15 protein-coding genes and 2 pseudogenes are annotated in these 13,749 nt (G+C 70.9%); 12 read left to right on the top strand and 5 right to left on the bottom strand.

Annotated features, from left to right (window positions below; all coding sequences use genetic code 11):
- Both GT045_RS03745 and GT045_RS03740 read left to right on the top strand, forming a co-directional pair.
- Positions 1–261: pseudogene (locus GT045_RS03745) on the top strand (FUSC family protein); the annotation flags it as partial.
- Positions 258–839 carry a MarR family transcriptional regulator gene (locus tag GT045_RS03740; RefSeq protein ID WP_161289756.1) on the top strand — a complete coding sequence of 194 codons (582 nt, stop codon included), beginning with the start codon at positions 258–260 and terminating at the stop codon, positions 837–839. The pseudogene GT045_RS03745 and the gene GT045_RS03740, both read left to right, overlap by 4 nt.
- A gap of 162 nt (positions 840–1,001) precedes the next feature.
- On the opposite strand, the pseudogene GT045_RS03735 reads toward GT045_RS03740, so the two are convergent.
- Positions 1,002–1,130: pseudogene (locus GT045_RS03735) on the bottom strand (helix-turn-helix domain-containing protein); the annotation flags it as partial.
- Positions 1,131–1,288: 158 nt separating this feature from the next.
- Complete coding sequence (locus GT045_RS03730) at positions 1,289–2,275, bottom strand: NAD-dependent epimerase/dehydratase family protein (protein WP_161333282.1); 987 nt, start codon at positions 2,273–2,275, stop codon at positions 1,289–1,291.
- 239 nt (positions 2,276–2,514) lie between these two features.
- Between GT045_RS03730 and GT045_RS03725 the strand changes: the two genes are divergently transcribed.
- Entirely contained in the window at positions 2,515–3,153 is a 639-nt protein-coding gene (locus tag GT045_RS03725; RefSeq protein WP_161289760.1) for a DUF998 domain-containing protein, read from the top strand.
- Between the two features lie 349 nt (positions 3,154–3,502).
- Here the strand turns inward: GT045_RS03725 and GT045_RS03720 are convergent, their stop codons facing one another.
- Complete coding sequence (locus tag GT045_RS03720) at positions 3,503–3,895, bottom strand: VOC family protein (protein WP_161289764.1); 393 nt, start codon at positions 3,893–3,895, stop codon at positions 3,503–3,505.
- Between the two features lie 70 nt (positions 3,896–3,965).
- On the opposite strand from GT045_RS03720, the gene GT045_RS03715 reads away from it, so the two are divergent.
- A complete protein-coding gene (locus GT045_RS03715) occupies positions 3,966–4,505 on the top strand; it encodes a GNAT family N-acetyltransferase (RefSeq protein ID WP_161289766.1) in 540 nt (179 codons plus the stop codon).
- Positions 4,506–4,530: 25 nt separating this feature from the next.
- Here the strand turns inward: GT045_RS03715 and GT045_RS03710 are convergent, their stop codons facing one another.
- The gene (locus GT045_RS03710) at positions 4,531–5,214 is read right to left on the bottom strand and encodes a glycerophosphodiester phosphodiesterase family protein (protein ID WP_161289768.1); all 684 of its coding nucleotides are present in this window, start codon (positions 5,212–5,214) and stop codon (positions 4,531–4,533) included.
- Positions 5,215–5,617: 403 nt separating this feature from the next.
- Between GT045_RS03710 and GT045_RS03705 the strand changes: the two genes are divergently transcribed.
- From GT045_RS03705 to GT045_RS03690, 4 genes are all read left to right on the top strand, one after another.
- Positions 5,618–7,015 carry a DUF6421 family protein gene (locus tag GT045_RS03705; protein WP_161289770.1) on the top strand — a complete coding sequence of 466 codons (1,398 nt, stop codon included), beginning with the start codon at positions 5,618–5,620 and terminating at the stop codon, positions 7,013–7,015.
- A 38-nt stretch (positions 7,016–7,053) separates the two neighbouring features.
- Positions 7,054–7,812 (top strand): SDR family oxidoreductase, encoded by a 759-nt coding sequence (locus tag GT045_RS03700; protein WP_161333283.1) that lies wholly within the window; start codon positions 7,054–7,056, stop codon positions 7,810–7,812.
- Positions 7,809–8,879: a low specificity L-threonine aldolase gene (locus tag GT045_RS03695; protein WP_161333281.1), complete on the top strand. Its 1,071-nt coding sequence runs from the start codon at positions 7,809–7,811 to the stop codon at positions 8,877–8,879. Before GT045_RS03700 ends, GT045_RS03695 begins: the two co-directional genes overlap by 4 nt.
- Positions 8,880–8,972: 93 nt before the next feature.
- A complete protein-coding gene (locus GT045_RS03690; protein WP_161333280.1) occupies positions 8,973–9,563 on the top strand; it encodes a transglutaminase family protein in 591 nt (196 codons plus the stop codon).
- A gap of 46 nt (positions 9,564–9,609) precedes the next feature.
- Here GT045_RS03690 and GT045_RS03685 read toward each other — a convergent pair whose 3' ends face one another.
- Positions 9,610–10,338: a lysophospholipid acyltransferase family protein gene (locus tag GT045_RS03685; protein WP_161288884.1), complete on the bottom strand. Its 729-nt coding sequence runs from the start codon at positions 10,336–10,338 to the stop codon at positions 9,610–9,612.
- A gap of 325 nt (positions 10,339–10,663) precedes the next feature.
- Between GT045_RS03685 and GT045_RS03680 the strand changes: the two genes are divergently transcribed.
- The 4 genes from GT045_RS03680 (at position 10,664) to GT045_RS03665 (ending at position 13,727) form a co-directional block, all read left to right on the top strand.
- On the top strand, positions 10,664–10,990 hold the full coding sequence (locus GT045_RS03680; RefSeq protein ID WP_161333279.1) for a thioredoxin family protein: 327 nt from the start codon (positions 10,664–10,666) through the stop codon (positions 10,988–10,990).
- Between the two features lie 208 nt (positions 10,991–11,198).
- On the top strand, positions 11,199–11,708 hold the full coding sequence (locus tag GT045_RS03675) for a flavin reductase family protein (protein WP_161333278.1): 510 nt from the start codon (positions 11,199–11,201) through the stop codon (positions 11,706–11,708).
- 217 nt (positions 11,709–11,925) lie between these two features.
- Complete coding sequence (locus GT045_RS03670) at positions 11,926–12,711, top strand: electron transfer flavoprotein subunit beta/FixA family protein (RefSeq protein ID WP_161333277.1); 786 nt, start codon at positions 11,926–11,928, stop codon at positions 12,709–12,711.
- 53 nt (positions 12,712–12,764) lie between these two features.
- Positions 12,765–13,727: an electron transfer flavoprotein subunit alpha/FixB family protein gene (locus GT045_RS03665; protein ID WP_161288876.1), complete on the top strand. Its 963-nt coding sequence runs from the start codon at positions 12,765–12,767 to the stop codon at positions 13,725–13,727.
- The last annotated feature ends 22 nt before the right edge of the window (positions 13,728–13,749 follow it).

The following is a 13,749-nucleotide window of genomic DNA, read 5'->3' as shown; positions in this document are numbered from 1 at the left end:
CTCGCCGAGCCGCAGCCGGCACCCCGCGCCCTGGAGTCCGCCCGCCGAGCCCTCGCCGCCGCCCTGGCCGATCTGCGCGCCACCGCCGACGCCGCCGCCGGCGAGTGGTGGCAGCGCGCCCTGCCCGAGGAGCGGGTCGTGCTCACCGAGCAGTCCGGACACCGTACGCTCGCGGCGGTGGTACGGCGTCAGGGGCTCGTACCGCAGGACCGGTCCCGGGACCAGGACCCGGGCAGGACGACGGAGGACATACGGCCATGACGGCGACCAACGGCGGACCGACGCCCGCAGGCGACGCGGCCGGTACCCGGCCCGGGGCCGGCACCGACCCCGCGCGGAGCGACACCGTCTCCGCCGTCGTCCGCCAGTGGCAGGCCGTCCATCCGCAGCTGGACACCGGACCCATGGAGATCATCGGCCGGATCAACCGCTGCGCCGCCCTGCTCCAGCAGGCCGAGGACGCGCCGCTGCGCCGGGCCGGCCTGAGCCGCCCGGAGTTCGACCTGCTCGGCGCGCTGCGCCGCACCGGCCACGAGCTGACCCCGGGCGAGCTGGCCCGGGAGACCTTCTCCTCCGGGGCCGCCGTCACCAAGCGGCTCAAGCAGCTGACCGAGCGCGGCCTGGTGGAACGGCGGGGCGACACCCGTGACCGCCGTGTCGCCCACGTCCGCCTCACGGACGCCGGCCGTGACCTGGTCGACGGCATCCTCCCCGAGCAGCTCACCTACGAGACGGCCGTCCTGTCCGCCCTGTCCCCCGACGTGCAGGGCGAACTCGCCGGACGGCTGGCCGAGTTGCTCAGCCGCCTGGAGGGCCTGGGAGGCGCCCTGCGCGCCTAGTGCTGCGTACGGACTCGCACCCGCGCTGGAGGCCCTCGGAAGCTTCGACCCGTGGTTCTTCCACGATGCCGGAGACGATCTCGAAGCGTGGGCTCAAGGACTGACCGAGCGGGCAGCCTGCGCAGCGATCCACAGACTCAGGCCGGCCGAGATCAGGGTGTACGGGTCAAGACATGCACACCCGATCTCGTTGAACCTGTGGATCACATCGCGGACGGTGTCCTCGTCCGCCTGGACCAGATGGGCTATGACCGGGACCGTGCTGCCGCCGGCCGAGGCCGGCAGCGTCATCGCCCGCCGGAACCGCACCGAGCTGCTACTGCCCCGCCGCACGATGTGCTGAAGTTCTGGCTCTCCTGCTCGGAACGCCCGCCGAGGAAAGGGCCGATGAGGGCGTTCGCCGCCCTGCGTCCGCCCGCCTTCGAGTCACGACGCGCCGCAGGGCTTCCTCACCCCAGTGCTTCCAGGAGTTCGCGCTCGCGGTCGGCGCTCAGGCCGGCCCGGCGGGGCCGGTCCAGGCCCTGCTCCCGTTCCCAGCACAGTGTCTCCCTCAGCAGTTCCGCCCTGGGCCGGTGCCGCAATCCGGCCGCGCTCGCCGCGGCGCCGTTGCGGGCGCCGAAGCCGACCCAGTCCGGGTCGGCCACCCACAACGCCAGCGACTCCGGGCCCATCGCCTGGACCACCTTCTGCCCGAGCAGCCAGTCGTCGTCCGCCTCCACCACCGGGCCGGTGTGTCCACCGATCTCCCTCGACAGCGCCACCCACTCCCCGAAGGACATGATCGGACCGACCGCGTCGTACGTGCCGGTCGTCCCCCTCTCCGCACAGTCCAGCAGCCACGCCGCGAGGTCCCGCGCGTCGATCACCTGCGTCGGTAGGTCAGGGGACGCCGGCACCAGGAGCGGGGACAGCGGCCGGCGGGCCGCGCGGGCGACCCAGGCCCCGGAGCGGCCGCTGTGGTCACCGGGGCCACCGATCAGTCCGGCCCGCGCGATGAGGAGCCGGTCTCCCACCGAGGCCGTCGCGGCTTCCTCGCAGGCCACCTTGGCCTCCCCGAATCCGTCGTGGCCGACCTCGTCCCGCACGGCCGCCGGGAGCAGTTCCGCCGACTCGTCCGCGTTCCGCTCCGCATGCGAGGCATACGCGCTGACCGACGACACGTAGGACCAGTGGGCCGCCCGCTCGCCGAGCGCAGCCAATGCCCCGCGGACAAAGCCGGGCTGCCCGGACACCTCGATCACGGCGTCCCAATCCTGGCCTGCCAGGCCTTCGTATGCCGACGGGTGCCGCCTGTCCGCGGCGACCAGCACCGCGCCCTCGGCTACCTCGCCACTCTCCCCGCGGGCCAGGCACGTCACCCGATGCCCACGTTCCAGCGCCTGCCGCGAGACCTCACGGCCCACCCACGCCGTTCCACCCAGTACCAAGATTTTCATCAGGTCACTCAAGCGCAGACCGTGAGCCTGCGCGTCGCCACTTCGCCGACGGCGTAGCGCCTGCGCTCGTTCCGTGAACTCCTGCCCCCGGTCGCAGTAGGGTCTGCCCCACTCTGTTCCAGGGGGCTTGTCGGAGTGCCTGAGTCCGGCGCCGCATGATCGGCTGTCCGCACGTTCTTCGCGTGGCGGAAGGTGGACAGGTGAGAGTCCGGATCGGGTACTCGGCATGGATCGTGGGCGTGGTGCAGTTCTTCGTCATCCATGGGATCGCCGAGTCGGCTTGGGCCGAACCGTACAGCTGGGCGCGGAACAACATCAGCGACTTGGGCAACGCTCACTGCGCTCTGCAGCCAGATCCCGAGCCGCGGTACATCTGTTCCCCCGAGCACGGTCTGATGAATGTCTCGTTCGTCGCCCTGGGGGTGCTGCTGGTTGTCGGTGCCGCCCTGACCGGTGGTGGCCTTTGGCGCAGGGGACGGGCCGCTGCCGTGGCCCGTCTGCTGCTCGCCGGTGCCGGCGTGGGATTCGTGTCGGCCGGGCTGGCTCCTGCGGACGTCAACGAGAACCAGCATGTCCTGGGCGCCCTCTTCATCATGGCAGCGGGCAACATCGGTCTCGTCGTGGCGGGTTTCGGCCTGGCAGAACACGTACCGACCCCCCTGCGGTGGGGCACCAGCCTGCTGGGAGCCACAGCGTTCGCGGCCTTCGGGCTGTTCCTCTTCCGGCACTACCTCGGTCTCGGCATGGGAGGGATGGAACGGGTCGCCACTCTTCCTCTCCTGCTCTGGGCGCTGGTTGTCGGCGTCCGTGGCCTAGTTCGTCGGGCGGGTCGTGCACAGAAGCCGATGCCGGCAGAACGTCTCAGCCGCGCTGGTTGAGAGCTCTCATCAGATCTCGGTCGGCCGCTCGGGTGGCTTCGTGATCAGGCCGGGCTTCGTCCGGCGCGCCGGCCAGCTGGACGCTCGGCTCGCCGCCGAGCGACTGCGCGTGTGCGTCGGGTTCGGGTGCACCCAGGGCATCGATCGTTCCAGGAAACTCGACCTGCCGAGGACCGTCCCGGTCCTGGTCGCGAAGGGCCAGGAGTGCGGCCGGTACGCCGGCGCTGGTCTCTCCGTGGTCGAGCCATCGGGTGTGCGGCCCGTGACCGGTGAATCCGAGGACGACGCCGCGGTGGCGCGTACGGCTCAGGCCGGCATCCCCCCACCCGGGACCGCTCGGCGGGGCCGCCTAGACGCCGGGCCGGTAGCGCAGCGGATGGTCCGACGGGATCTCGACCAGGACGATCGGCGTGCCGTCCGGGTCGGCGATCCACATCTCGACCAGGCCCCACGGCTCCCGCACCGCGGGCCGGACGATCTCGACGCCCCGGGCCCGCAGTTCCTCGCCCGCGGCCGTCACGTCGTCGACCTGCAGCCACAGCCGCACCCCCGGCGGGGGAGAGCCGTCGGAGCGCCCGGAGAGCTCCAGGAAGCCGCCGCCGAGGAAGTAGACCGTGCCGCGCTCGGGGCCGGTACCGAACTCGCGGTAGACGGACAGGCCGAGCTGTTCGCCGTAGAACGCACGGGAACGCTCGGGATCGGCGGGCCGGAGCAGTGTCCGGCTGCTGAGTACATGCACCATGCGGGCGGAGCCTAGCGGCAGCGTTACCCTCGTCGGTGCTCAGCCGCGTCAGAGATCGGAGACCACTGTCATGGACCACACCGCCGCCGGACTCACCTTCCGCGACGCCGCCGAAACCGACGTCGACGCCCTCGTCGCACTGATCGAGTCGGCGTACCGGGGGGACAGCAGCCGGGCCGGGTGGACCACCGAGGCGGACATCCTCCAGGGCCAGCGGACGGACCCCGAGGGCGTGCTCGCCGTGATCGCGTCGGCCGACAGCCGGCTGCTCACCGTCGAGCAGGACGGCCGGATCGTCGCCTGCTGCCAGCTGGAGCACCGCGGTGACCACGTCTACTTCGGCATGTTCGCGGTGAGCCCCGCCCTGCAGGGCGCCGGCCTCGGCAAGGTGGTCATGGCGGAGGCGGAGCGGCTGTCCCGCGACACCTGGGGGGTCACGGAGATGCGCATGACGGTGATCTCCGTGCGCGACGACCTGATCGCCTGGTACGAGCGCCGCGGCTACCGCCGTACGGGAAAGATGTCCCCGTTCCCGTACGGCGACGAGCGCTTCGGTATCCCGCAGCGCGACGACCTCGAGTTCGAGCTGCTGGTGAAGGAGCTGGCCTGATCGTCTCGCCGTACCGCCGGCGGGGTCACGCCGTGAAGCGCCCCGTGCGCTTGATCTCCGGGTAGTCGGTCGTCGCGCCGTCCAGCCCGAGCGCGCGCACCAGCCGCAGGTGGTCCTGCGTGTTGACCACCCAGCCGATGATCCGCAGCCCGGACGCGCGCGCGTGCTCGACGACCTCGAGGGTCAGCCGGCGGATGTTGAGGCACACGGTCGAGGCGCCCGCGGCGACGGCCCGGTCCACGACGTCGGTGCCGTACCGGCTAGCGACGAGCGCGGTGCGCACGCCCGGTACGAGCCGCGCGATCTCGGCGACCGCGTCGTCGTGGAACGAGGAGACCTCCACCCGCGTGGTCAGGTCCCGCGCGCGCATCACCTCGGCCAGGGCCCGCGCCGCCGCCACATCCTTGATCTCGGCCTGGAGCGGCGCGCGCACCGCCTCCAGCACCTCCTCGAACACCGGCACCCGCTCGCCGCGGCCCGCGTCCAGGGCGCGCAGCTCCGCGAGGGTCTTCTCGGCGATCGGTCCGGAACCGTCGGTCGTACGGTCCACGTCCGCGTCGTGCATGACGACGAGAGCGCCGTCCTTGCTCAGATGCAGATCGAGTTCGATCAGGTCGAGGCCGGCCCGCTGCGCGGCGGCGAAGGAACGGAGGGTGTTCTCGGGCTCGACGCCCATGACCCCGCGGTGACCGATGGTAAGGAAGTTCAAGGTTCAACTCGCTTCCGTCGACGGCGGCTCGGCGGCGCGCGGTCCGACGGAGGCGTCCCGGACGTCGTCGTCCACGCGGCAAGGTCGCAGCCTAATGGCCGGGGCGGACGTTGAACCCGCAGCTGCGCGGGGCATTCGGGCCCCGGGGCAGGCGCCCGTTGGCCGGTATGCGCCCCGGCCGTCACCCGCTGGTGGGCGAGTCCGCCGCCCTCTTGACCGGTCGGAACGGTACCGGGGAGTGCCCGGCACGCTCGGTGGAAGTGACCGTCGTCACGGTTTACGACAGGAAAAACATCGGTGACCAAGGGGGTGCGCAGAATAATTTCCCGCCCACGGTCTTGCTGGGAGAAACCGGGTATGCATACGGTGTCCATACGCGAGGTTCTCCCGTGGAGGATGGGACATGACGGAAATTCTTGTGCAGGCGGGTGCGGAGGGACATGTTCCTTCGCTGACCAGGGTGGTTGAGCACCCGGCTTGGCCCGTGCTCAAGAATGCCGTGGAGCAGATCCGGCCATGGCAGTCGAAGGACGGATCGATCGACTTCGAGGCGGAGGGCGCCCCGTCGCGGGCCGACGCCGTGGCGGCCGTCGGGCGTGTCGCCGACGCCGTCGAGCAGCTCTCCCCGCTGCTCCCGCACGACGCGGCCTACCACGAGGCCCTGGTGCGGGACCTGCATCGCTGGGCCGAGGGCGGTTTCGAGGTGCCGGACTTCCTGGACTCCCTGCTGGCCTTCCAGCCCGCGGCGGACCGCGCGGACGGCCTGCAGCACCTGGTCGTCTTCGCGATGTACACGCAGAACGGCAACCTGGACCGCAACCTGGAGGCGGTCGTGCTGCGCATGGTCTGGCCGGACTGGCTGGCCGAGCTGGAGCGCACCCGGTACGACAACCCGATGTTCTGCGGCATCACCTTCGAGGACTTCACCTCGGGTTATGACACCAACTCCGCCGTGCTGTTCCCGGAGACGATCGCCGTGCGTGAGGCGCCGGAACGTTTCTCTTGGGGTGGCATCTTCTGCGACCGCGAAGCCGCCCGCTTCCGGCGCGTCACCGACGCCGCCGTGGACATCCTCGGCCTGGAGCTGCCCGAGGACATCGCCGCGATGGTCGACGACCAGAAGCGCTGCGAAGAGGCGTTCGTGCTGTGGGACATGGTCCACGACCGCACCCACAGCCACGGCGACCTGCCGTTCGACCCGTTCATGATCAAGCAGCGCCAGCCGTTCTGGATGTACGGCCTGGAGGAGCTGCGCTGTGACCTCACCGCCTTCAAGGAGGCCGTGAAGCTGGAGGCGGACGGCGTCCCGCAGGCCCGTGACGTGCAGTACGCGGTGCTCTTCGACCGCATGTTCCGCTTCCCGGTCACCGGAGACCGCAACCGCAACTACGACGGCCTCGGCGGCCAGCTGCTCTTCGCCTACCTCCACAAGCACGACGTCGTCCGCTGGACCGACAACAAGCTCTCCATCGACTGGGAGCGTGCCCCGAAGGTCACCAACCAGCTGTGCGCCGAGATCGAGAAGCTCTACCGGGACGGCATCGACCGCCCCAAGCTGGTGCACTGGTTCGCCGGCTACGAGCTGGTCTCCACGTACGTCGCCCCGCACCCCGGCTCGAAGTGGGCCAAGGGACCGGACGCCCTGGACCTGACCCAGCCGCCGCGCAAGCTCGTGGACGACGTGCTTCCGGACGAGTTTCCGCTGAGCATGTTCTTTGAGGCGCTGTCGAAGAAACTGAAGAACGTGATCGCCTCCTGCAAAGGCATCACGGCGGACGGCGCCGAGCGGATCGCCGCGTGAGCGACCGCCTCGGGAACACGGCTCAAGAGGGGAAGAACATGGTGGCGAACGGGTCTCTCAGTGGTGCGGTGATCGCGGTGGCCGGCGCGGGCGGACCCGCCGGGCACGCGACGCTGGTCCGGCTCGCCGAGGCGGGTGCGGTCGTCGTCGGCGCCGACAACAACCCGGAGCGGCTGGCGGAGGCGGTCGACGCGGCCCGCTACGCCCGCGGCGGTGCCACGGTCACCGGCGAGACCGTCGACCTGCTCGACCTGCAGTCCACCCGCGACTGGGCCGCGCGCATCGAGAAGGACCACGGCCGTGTCGACGGCCTGGTCCACCTCGTCGGCGGCTGGCGCGGCAGCGCGAACTTCGCCGAGACCGACCTGGCCGACTGGGACCTGCTGGAGAAGCTGCTCGTCCGCACGGTCCAGCACACCTCCCTCGCCTTCTTCGACGCCCTGCAGCGCAGCGACCGCGGCCGGTACGTCCTCACCAGCGCCGCCGGCACCGCGAAGCCGACGGCCGGGAACGCGGCGTACGCCGCGGCCAAGGCCGCCGCCGAGGCGTGGACGCTCGCGATGGCCGACGGCTTCCGCAAGGCGGGGGCCACCGAGGGGGCCGAGGGGCCCAGCTCGGCGGCTGCCATCCTGGTGGTGAAGGCGCTGGTGCACGACGCGATGCGCGCCGAACGCCCCAACGCGAAGTTCGCGGGCTTCACGGACGTCAAGGACCTGGCCGAGGCCATCGAAGGCGTCTGGAGCAAGTCCGCCGCCGAAGTGAACGGAAACCGTCTGTGGCTGACCGAGAAGCCGTGAACCCTCCCAGGACCGACGCGCGTCGCCATCACGACCCCCAGGTCCGCGGTTTCGCCAGTGACAACTACGCCGGAGCCCACCCCGAGGTGCTGGCCGCCCTGGCCCTGGCCAACGGCGGCCACCAGGTGGCGTACGGCGAGGACGACTACACCGAGAACCTGCAGCGGATCGTCCGGAGCCACTTCGGGTCCACCGCGGAGGCCTTCCCGGTCTTCAACGGCACCGGCGCGAACGTCGTCGCGCTCCAGGCGGTCACCGACCGCTGGGGCGCGGTGATCTGCGCCGAGAGCGCGCACATCAACGTGGACGAAGGCGGCGCGCCCGAACGCATGGGCGGGCTGAAGCTGCTCACCGTGCCCACGCCCGACGGCAAGCTCACGCCCGAGCTGATCGACCGGCAGGCGTTCGGCTGGGACGACGAGCACCGCGCCATGCCGCAGGTCGTGTCGATCACCCAGAGCACCGAACTGGGCACTCTGTACACGCCCGAGGAGATCCGCGCGATCTGCGAGCACGCCCACATGCACGGCATGAAGGTGCACCTGGACGGCTCCCGGATAGCCAACGCCGCCGCCTCGCTGAACGTGCCCATGCGGACCTTCACCAACGCGGTCGGTGTGGACATCCTCTCGCTGGGCGGGACGAAGAACGGTGCCGTGTTCGGCGAGGCCGTCGTCGTCATCAACCAGGACGCGGTGCGGCAGATGAAGCACCTGCGGAAGATGTCGATGCAGCTGGCCTCCAAGATGCGTTTCGTCTCGGTGCAGCTGGAGGCCCTGCTCGCCAAGGACCTGTGGCTGCGCAACGCCCGCCACGCCAACGAGATGGCGCAGCGGCTCGCCGAGGGCGTCCGCGCGGTGCACGGCGTGGAGATCCTCTACCCGGTGCAGGCCAACGGTGTCTTCGCCCGGCTCCCGCACGACGTCAGCGAGCGGCTGCAGAAGCGGTTCCGCTTCTACTTCTGGGACGAGGCCGCCGGCGTGGTGCGCTGGATGTGCTCCTTCGACACCACGGAGGACGACGTCGACGCGTTCGTGGCGGCCGTCAAGGAGGAGATGGCCCGCTGACGCCGCGCCAAGCGCCGCCACGCTTTGCATAGGTATGCGGTCACTCGAAAAGTCATTGACTGTCGAGTGGCCGCTTTCCTATGCTCCGTGCGCATGGAGCTGATCCAGAACACCCCGGACCTGTCGGCGTACCTTGCGGCTGACGAGGTCATCGACCACCATCACCCAGTGGTACGGGCGACCGCCGCCCGGCTGGCCGCAGAGGTCGGCGACTCGTATGAATATGCGCGAGCGGCCTATGAATTCGTCCGGGACGCCATCGCGCACTCCCAGGACTCGGGAGATCTCCGCGTCACCTGGCGCGCCTCCGACGTGCTGACCCTGGGCACCGGCATCTGCCACGCCAAGTCCCATGCCCTGGCCGCCCTGCTCCGCGCCGAGGACATCCCGGCCGCCCTGTGCTACCAGCGGCTGACCGACGACGAGGGCGGCCACGTCGTCCACGGCCTGGTCGCCGTCCGCTTCGACGGCGCCTGGCACCGCCAGGACGCCCGCGGCAACAAGCCGGGCGTCGACGCCCGGTTCTCCCTGGACGGTGAACGGCTCGCCTGGGTCCCGGACCCGGCGTCGGGCGAGACGGACCATCCGGTCCTGTACGCCGCACCGCACCCCGCGGTCCTCGCCGCCCTGCGAGCCGCCCCCGACCGGCGGCACCTCGGCAGGACTCTCCCGGCCACCCTCTGAACGGGGACGCGCACGCGCGCCCCCGGACGCACCGGGGCAGCGTGTCTCAGAGCGCCTCCGCCGCGCGCAGCTGCTCCGCCGTCGGCGCCGTGCCGCCGAGGTGCGCCGGAAGCCACCAGGAGTCCTCCGAACCCTTGGGGCGGCCCGGGTAGGCGCGCTGGGCGGCGTCCAGCAGGTCCTGGACGCGCTCGCGCAGCCGGCGGGTGATGGCACCGGCGTACTGGTCGCGGGGCGCCTCCACCTGCTCGCCGACCCGGATGGTGACGGGCAGGTGGTCGCGCCGGAAGTTGCGGGGCTGCCCCTTGGTCCACAGCCGCTGCGTGCCCCACACCGCCATCGGGACCAGCGGGACGCCCGCCTCCTGGGCGAGACGGGCCGCGCCGGACTTGAAGCTCTTCAGCGTGAACGACTGCGAGATCGTCGCCTCCGGGAACACCCCGATGATCTCACCGGAACGCAGCGAGTCCAGTGCGTGGGCATACGCGGCCTCGCCCTGCGTGCGGTCCACCGGGATGTGCTTCATGCCGCGCATCAGCGGCCCGGAGATCCGGTGGCGGAAGACGGAGTCCTTCGCCATGAAGCGCACCAGGCGCTTCTGCGGCAGGGCCGCCAGCCCGTTGAAGACGAAGTCCAGGTAGCTGATGTGGTTGCTCACCAGCACGGCACCGCCCGAGCGCGGGATGTTCTCCGACCCCTGGCAGTCGATCTTCAGGTCCCAGACCTTGAACAACGTCTTGGCGAAACCGATGACGGGACGGTAGACCAGCTCTGGCATGAGCGGGGTGGACCCTTTCTGCTCTGCTCGGGAAAGGGGGGATCCCGGCGGGAAAGTTACGCAGCCGTAGGTTTACGGCGTCTCGCAGATCGTGCCCGAAGAACGGACGGGTAGCCAGCCCTGGTGCCCCGCGGCGAAGAGATCCTCGTCACGTCGGCCTACATCCCACCTTGGATCTTTAATCCCCCTTTACGACGGCGTGGCCGGGCCCGGGAATCTTCGCGGCTCCGCGCGCGCCTCTCTTCCGAGAGGACCGGACCGGCGGTGCGCCTCCACGGGCGCCCGCCGCGGCGAGCCGCACGAGCGGCGGAACGGGAGGGCGCGGGTGCGCGGACGTGACGACGGCACGCGGCTCGGAGCGGCCGAACTCGGCTGCGGGCTGGGGGAGCGCGCCACGCTGGTGCAGTTCTCCAGCGCCTTCTGCGCGCCCTGCCGGGCCACCCGCCGCCTCCTCGCCGAGGTCGCCGGGATGGTCCCGGGCGTGACCCACGTCGAGATCGACGCCGAGGCCCACCTGGACCTCGTGCGCGAGCTGCGGATCCTCAAGACGCCCACCGTCCTCGTCCTGGACGCCGACGGCAGGGTGGTGCGGCGCGCGACCGGACAGCCCCGCAAGGCCGACGTCATCGCCGCGCTGGGGGAGGCCGTCTGAGCAGGCTTCAGGCAACAGTGAGACATCTTCCAGATCGCGGGATCTCCTTGACTGCGCGCCACACCTGTCGTCAACCTGACCGTGTGCCGACCGAACTCCTTCTCTACGGGCGGGCCCACATCGACCTGGCCCGCACCGCGAGCGCGCGTTGTCCCGGCTGTTGAGCAGCCACGGACCCGCTCCTCTCCCCTCGCAGAAGGACAACTCCATGACGGCAACGCCCGGCCTCGGCACCCCCCAGCTCGCCTCCCCCGACCTGCTGCGCTCCACCTTCCGCCGGCACGCCGCCGGTGTCGCGGTGATCACCGCGCGCGGCGCCTCCGGCCCGGTCGGTTTCACCGCCACCTCCCTCACCTCCGTCTCCGCGGAGCCCCCGATGGTCTCCTTCGGCATCGGCACGGGCGCCTCCAGCTGGCCCGCGATAGCCGAGGCGGACCACGTCGGGGTGCACGTGCTCGGTGAGCACCAGAGCGACCTGGCCGCCACCTTCGCGCGCAGCGGTGCCGACCGCTTCGGCGCCTCCACCGCCTGGCGGGAGGGACCGGAGGGCGTACCGGTGCTGGACGACGTGCTCGCCTGGCTGGTCTGCCGGATCGTCGGGCGGGTCCCCGCCGGAGATCACCGGATCGTGCTCGCCGAGGCGGTCGTCGGTGATCCCTCGGGTGCCGGCCGCCCGCTCCTTTACCACCAGGGCCGCTTCAACGGACTGCGGGACTGATCACGCCCCCCGCACGGGCGTGGCCGTCGAGTTCCGGTTACGCTGCGTTGCGAAGGTCACAGTTCAAAGCGCTTGCTTAGCGGGCATGAACTAGGTGTACTGACGAGTAATATTTCGGTCGGAGCGCGCCGACGCCCCGACCGGGATCGGCCGCTTGAGGCGCCTATGCTGCCTGCAAGAGGCAGCCCGGAAATGACGATGCAGTAGGAGAGCCGGCGTGAGCTTGAGGATCGTTGTCACTGTGAAGTACGTGCCCGACGCCACTGGCGACCGGCACTTCGCCGATGACCTGACCGTCGACCGCGATGACGTGGACGGTCTGCTCTCCGAGCTGGACGAGTACGCGGTCGAGCAGGCGCTGCAGATCGCCGAGGCTGCGGACGACGCCGAGGTCACCGTGCTGACGATCGGCCCGGAGGACGCCAAGGACGCGCTGCGCAAGGCCCTCTCGATGGGTGCCGACAAGGCCATCCACGTCGAGGACGACGACCTGCACGGCACCGACGCCATCGGTACCTCCCTGGTGCTGGCCAAGGCCATCGAGAAGGCCGGTTACGACCTGGTCGTCTCCGGCATGGCCTCCACCGACGGCACCATGGGCGTCGTCCCGGCGCTGGTCGCCGAGCGGCTCGGTGTGCCGCAGATCACGCTGCTGTCCGAGGTCTCCGTCGAGGACGGCACCGTCAAGGGCCGCCGCGACGGCGACGCCGCCTCGGAGCAGCTGGAGGCCCAGCTCCCGGCCGTCGTCTCCGTGACCGACCAGTCCGGCGAGGCCCGTTACCCGTCCTTCAAGGGCATCATGGCGGCCAAGAAGAAGCCGGTGGAGTCCTGGGACCTGTCCGACCTGGACATCGAGGCCGAGGAGGTCGGCCTGGAGGGCGCGTTCACCAGGGTCGAGACCGCGACCGAGCGTCCGGCCCGTACGGCCGGCACCATCGTCAAGGACGAGGGCGAGGGCGGCAAGCAGCTCGCTGAGTTCCTCGCGGGCCAGAAGTTCATCTAAGGGCCCGCGCCCGCTGACCGCCCCTCAACTTCGTTACGCAGGAGAGCAATCCCATGGCTGAAGTCCTCGTCTACGTCGACCACGTGGACGGCGCCGTCCGCAAGCCCACCCTGGAGCTGCTGACCCTGGCCCGCCGCATCGGCGAGCCGGTCGCCGTCGCCCTCGGCAACGGCGCCGCCGACACCGCCGCCGTGCTCGCCGAGCACGGCGCGGTGAAGGTCCTCACCCACGACGCGTCCGAGTACGCCGACTACCTGGTCGTGCCCAAGGTGGACGCCCTGCAGGCCGCCCACGAGGCCGTCTCCCCGGCCGCCGTGCTGGTGCCGTCCTCCGCCGAGGGCAAGGAGATCGCCGCCCGCCTGGCGCTGCGCATCGGCTCCGGCGTCATCACCGACGCCGTCGACATCGAAGCCGGCGACGAGGGCCCGGTGGCCACCCAGTCGGTGTTCGCCGCGTCCTTCACCACCAAGTCCCGTGTCGTCAAGGGCACCCCGGTCATCACGGTCAAGCCGAACTCGGCCGCCGTCGAGGCCGCCCCGGCCGCGGGCAGCGTCGAGGCCCTGTCCGTGTCCTTCTCCGACCAGGCCACCGGCACCAAGGTCACCGGCCGTACGCCGCGTGAGTCGACGGGCCGCCCGGAGCTGACCGAGGCCGCGATCGTGGTCTCCGGTGGCCGCGGCGTGAACGGCGCGGAGAACTTCTCGATCATCGAGGCCCTTGCCGACCAGCTCGGCGCGGCCGTCGGTGCCTCGCGCGCGGCGGTCGACGCCGGCTGGTACCCGCACACCAACCAGGTCGGCCAGACCGGCAAGTCGGTCTCGCCGCAGCTGTACATCGCCAACGGCATCTCCGGCGCCATCCAGCACCGTGCCGGCATGCAGACCTCGAAGACCATCGTGGCCGTCAACAAGGACGCCGAGGCCCCGATCTTCGAGCTGGTCGACTTCGGCGTGGTCGGTGACCTCTTCGACGTCGTCCCGCAGCTGACCGACGAGATCAAGACCCGCAAGGGCTGAGGCTCCGCGCTCGTCCCACGAG

It is taken from the genome of Streptomyces sp. SID486, from assembly GCF_009865385.1.
Taxonomy (GTDB): domain Bacteria; phylum Actinomycetota; class Actinomycetes; order Streptomycetales; family Streptomycetaceae; genus Streptomyces.
Note: the sequence above shows the minus strand (reverse complement) of the source record. Positions and strands in the feature narration are given on the sequence as shown.

Coding starts and splice junctions, on each gene's coding strand:
- GT045_RS03740 (WP_161289756.1), top strand. CDS start 258: ATGACGGCGACCAACGGCGGACCGACGCCCGCAGGCGACGCGGCCGGT.
- GT045_RS03730 (WP_161333282.1), bottom strand. CDS start 2,275: ATGAAAATCTTGGTACTGGGTGGAACGGCGTGGGTGGGCCGTGAGGTC.
- GT045_RS03720 (WP_161289764.1), bottom strand. CDS start 3,895: ATGGTGCATGTACTCAGCAGCCGGACACTGCTCCGGCCCGCCGATCCC.
- GT045_RS03715 (WP_161289766.1), top strand. CDS start 3,966: ATGGACCACACCGCCGCCGGACTCACCTTCCGCGACGCCGCCGAAACC.
- GT045_RS03705 (WP_161289770.1), top strand. CDS start 5,618: ATGACGGAAATTCTTGTGCAGGCGGGTGCGGAGGGACATGTTCCTTCG.
- GT045_RS03700 (WP_161333283.1), top strand. CDS start 7,054: ATGGTGGCGAACGGGTCTCTCAGTGGTGCGGTGATCGCGGTGGCCGGC.
- GT045_RS03690 (WP_161333280.1), top strand. CDS start 8,973: ATGGAGCTGATCCAGAACACCCCGGACCTGTCGGCGTACCTTGCGGCT.
- GT045_RS03685 (WP_161288884.1), bottom strand. CDS start 10,338: ATGCCAGAGCTGGTCTACCGTCCCGTCATCGGTTTCGCCAAGACGTTG.
- GT045_RS03675 (WP_161333278.1), top strand. CDS start 11,199: ATGACGGCAACGCCCGGCCTCGGCACCCCCCAGCTCGCCTCCCCCGAC.
- GT045_RS03665 (WP_161288876.1), top strand. CDS start 12,765: ATGGCTGAAGTCCTCGTCTACGTCGACCACGTGGACGGCGCCGTCCGC.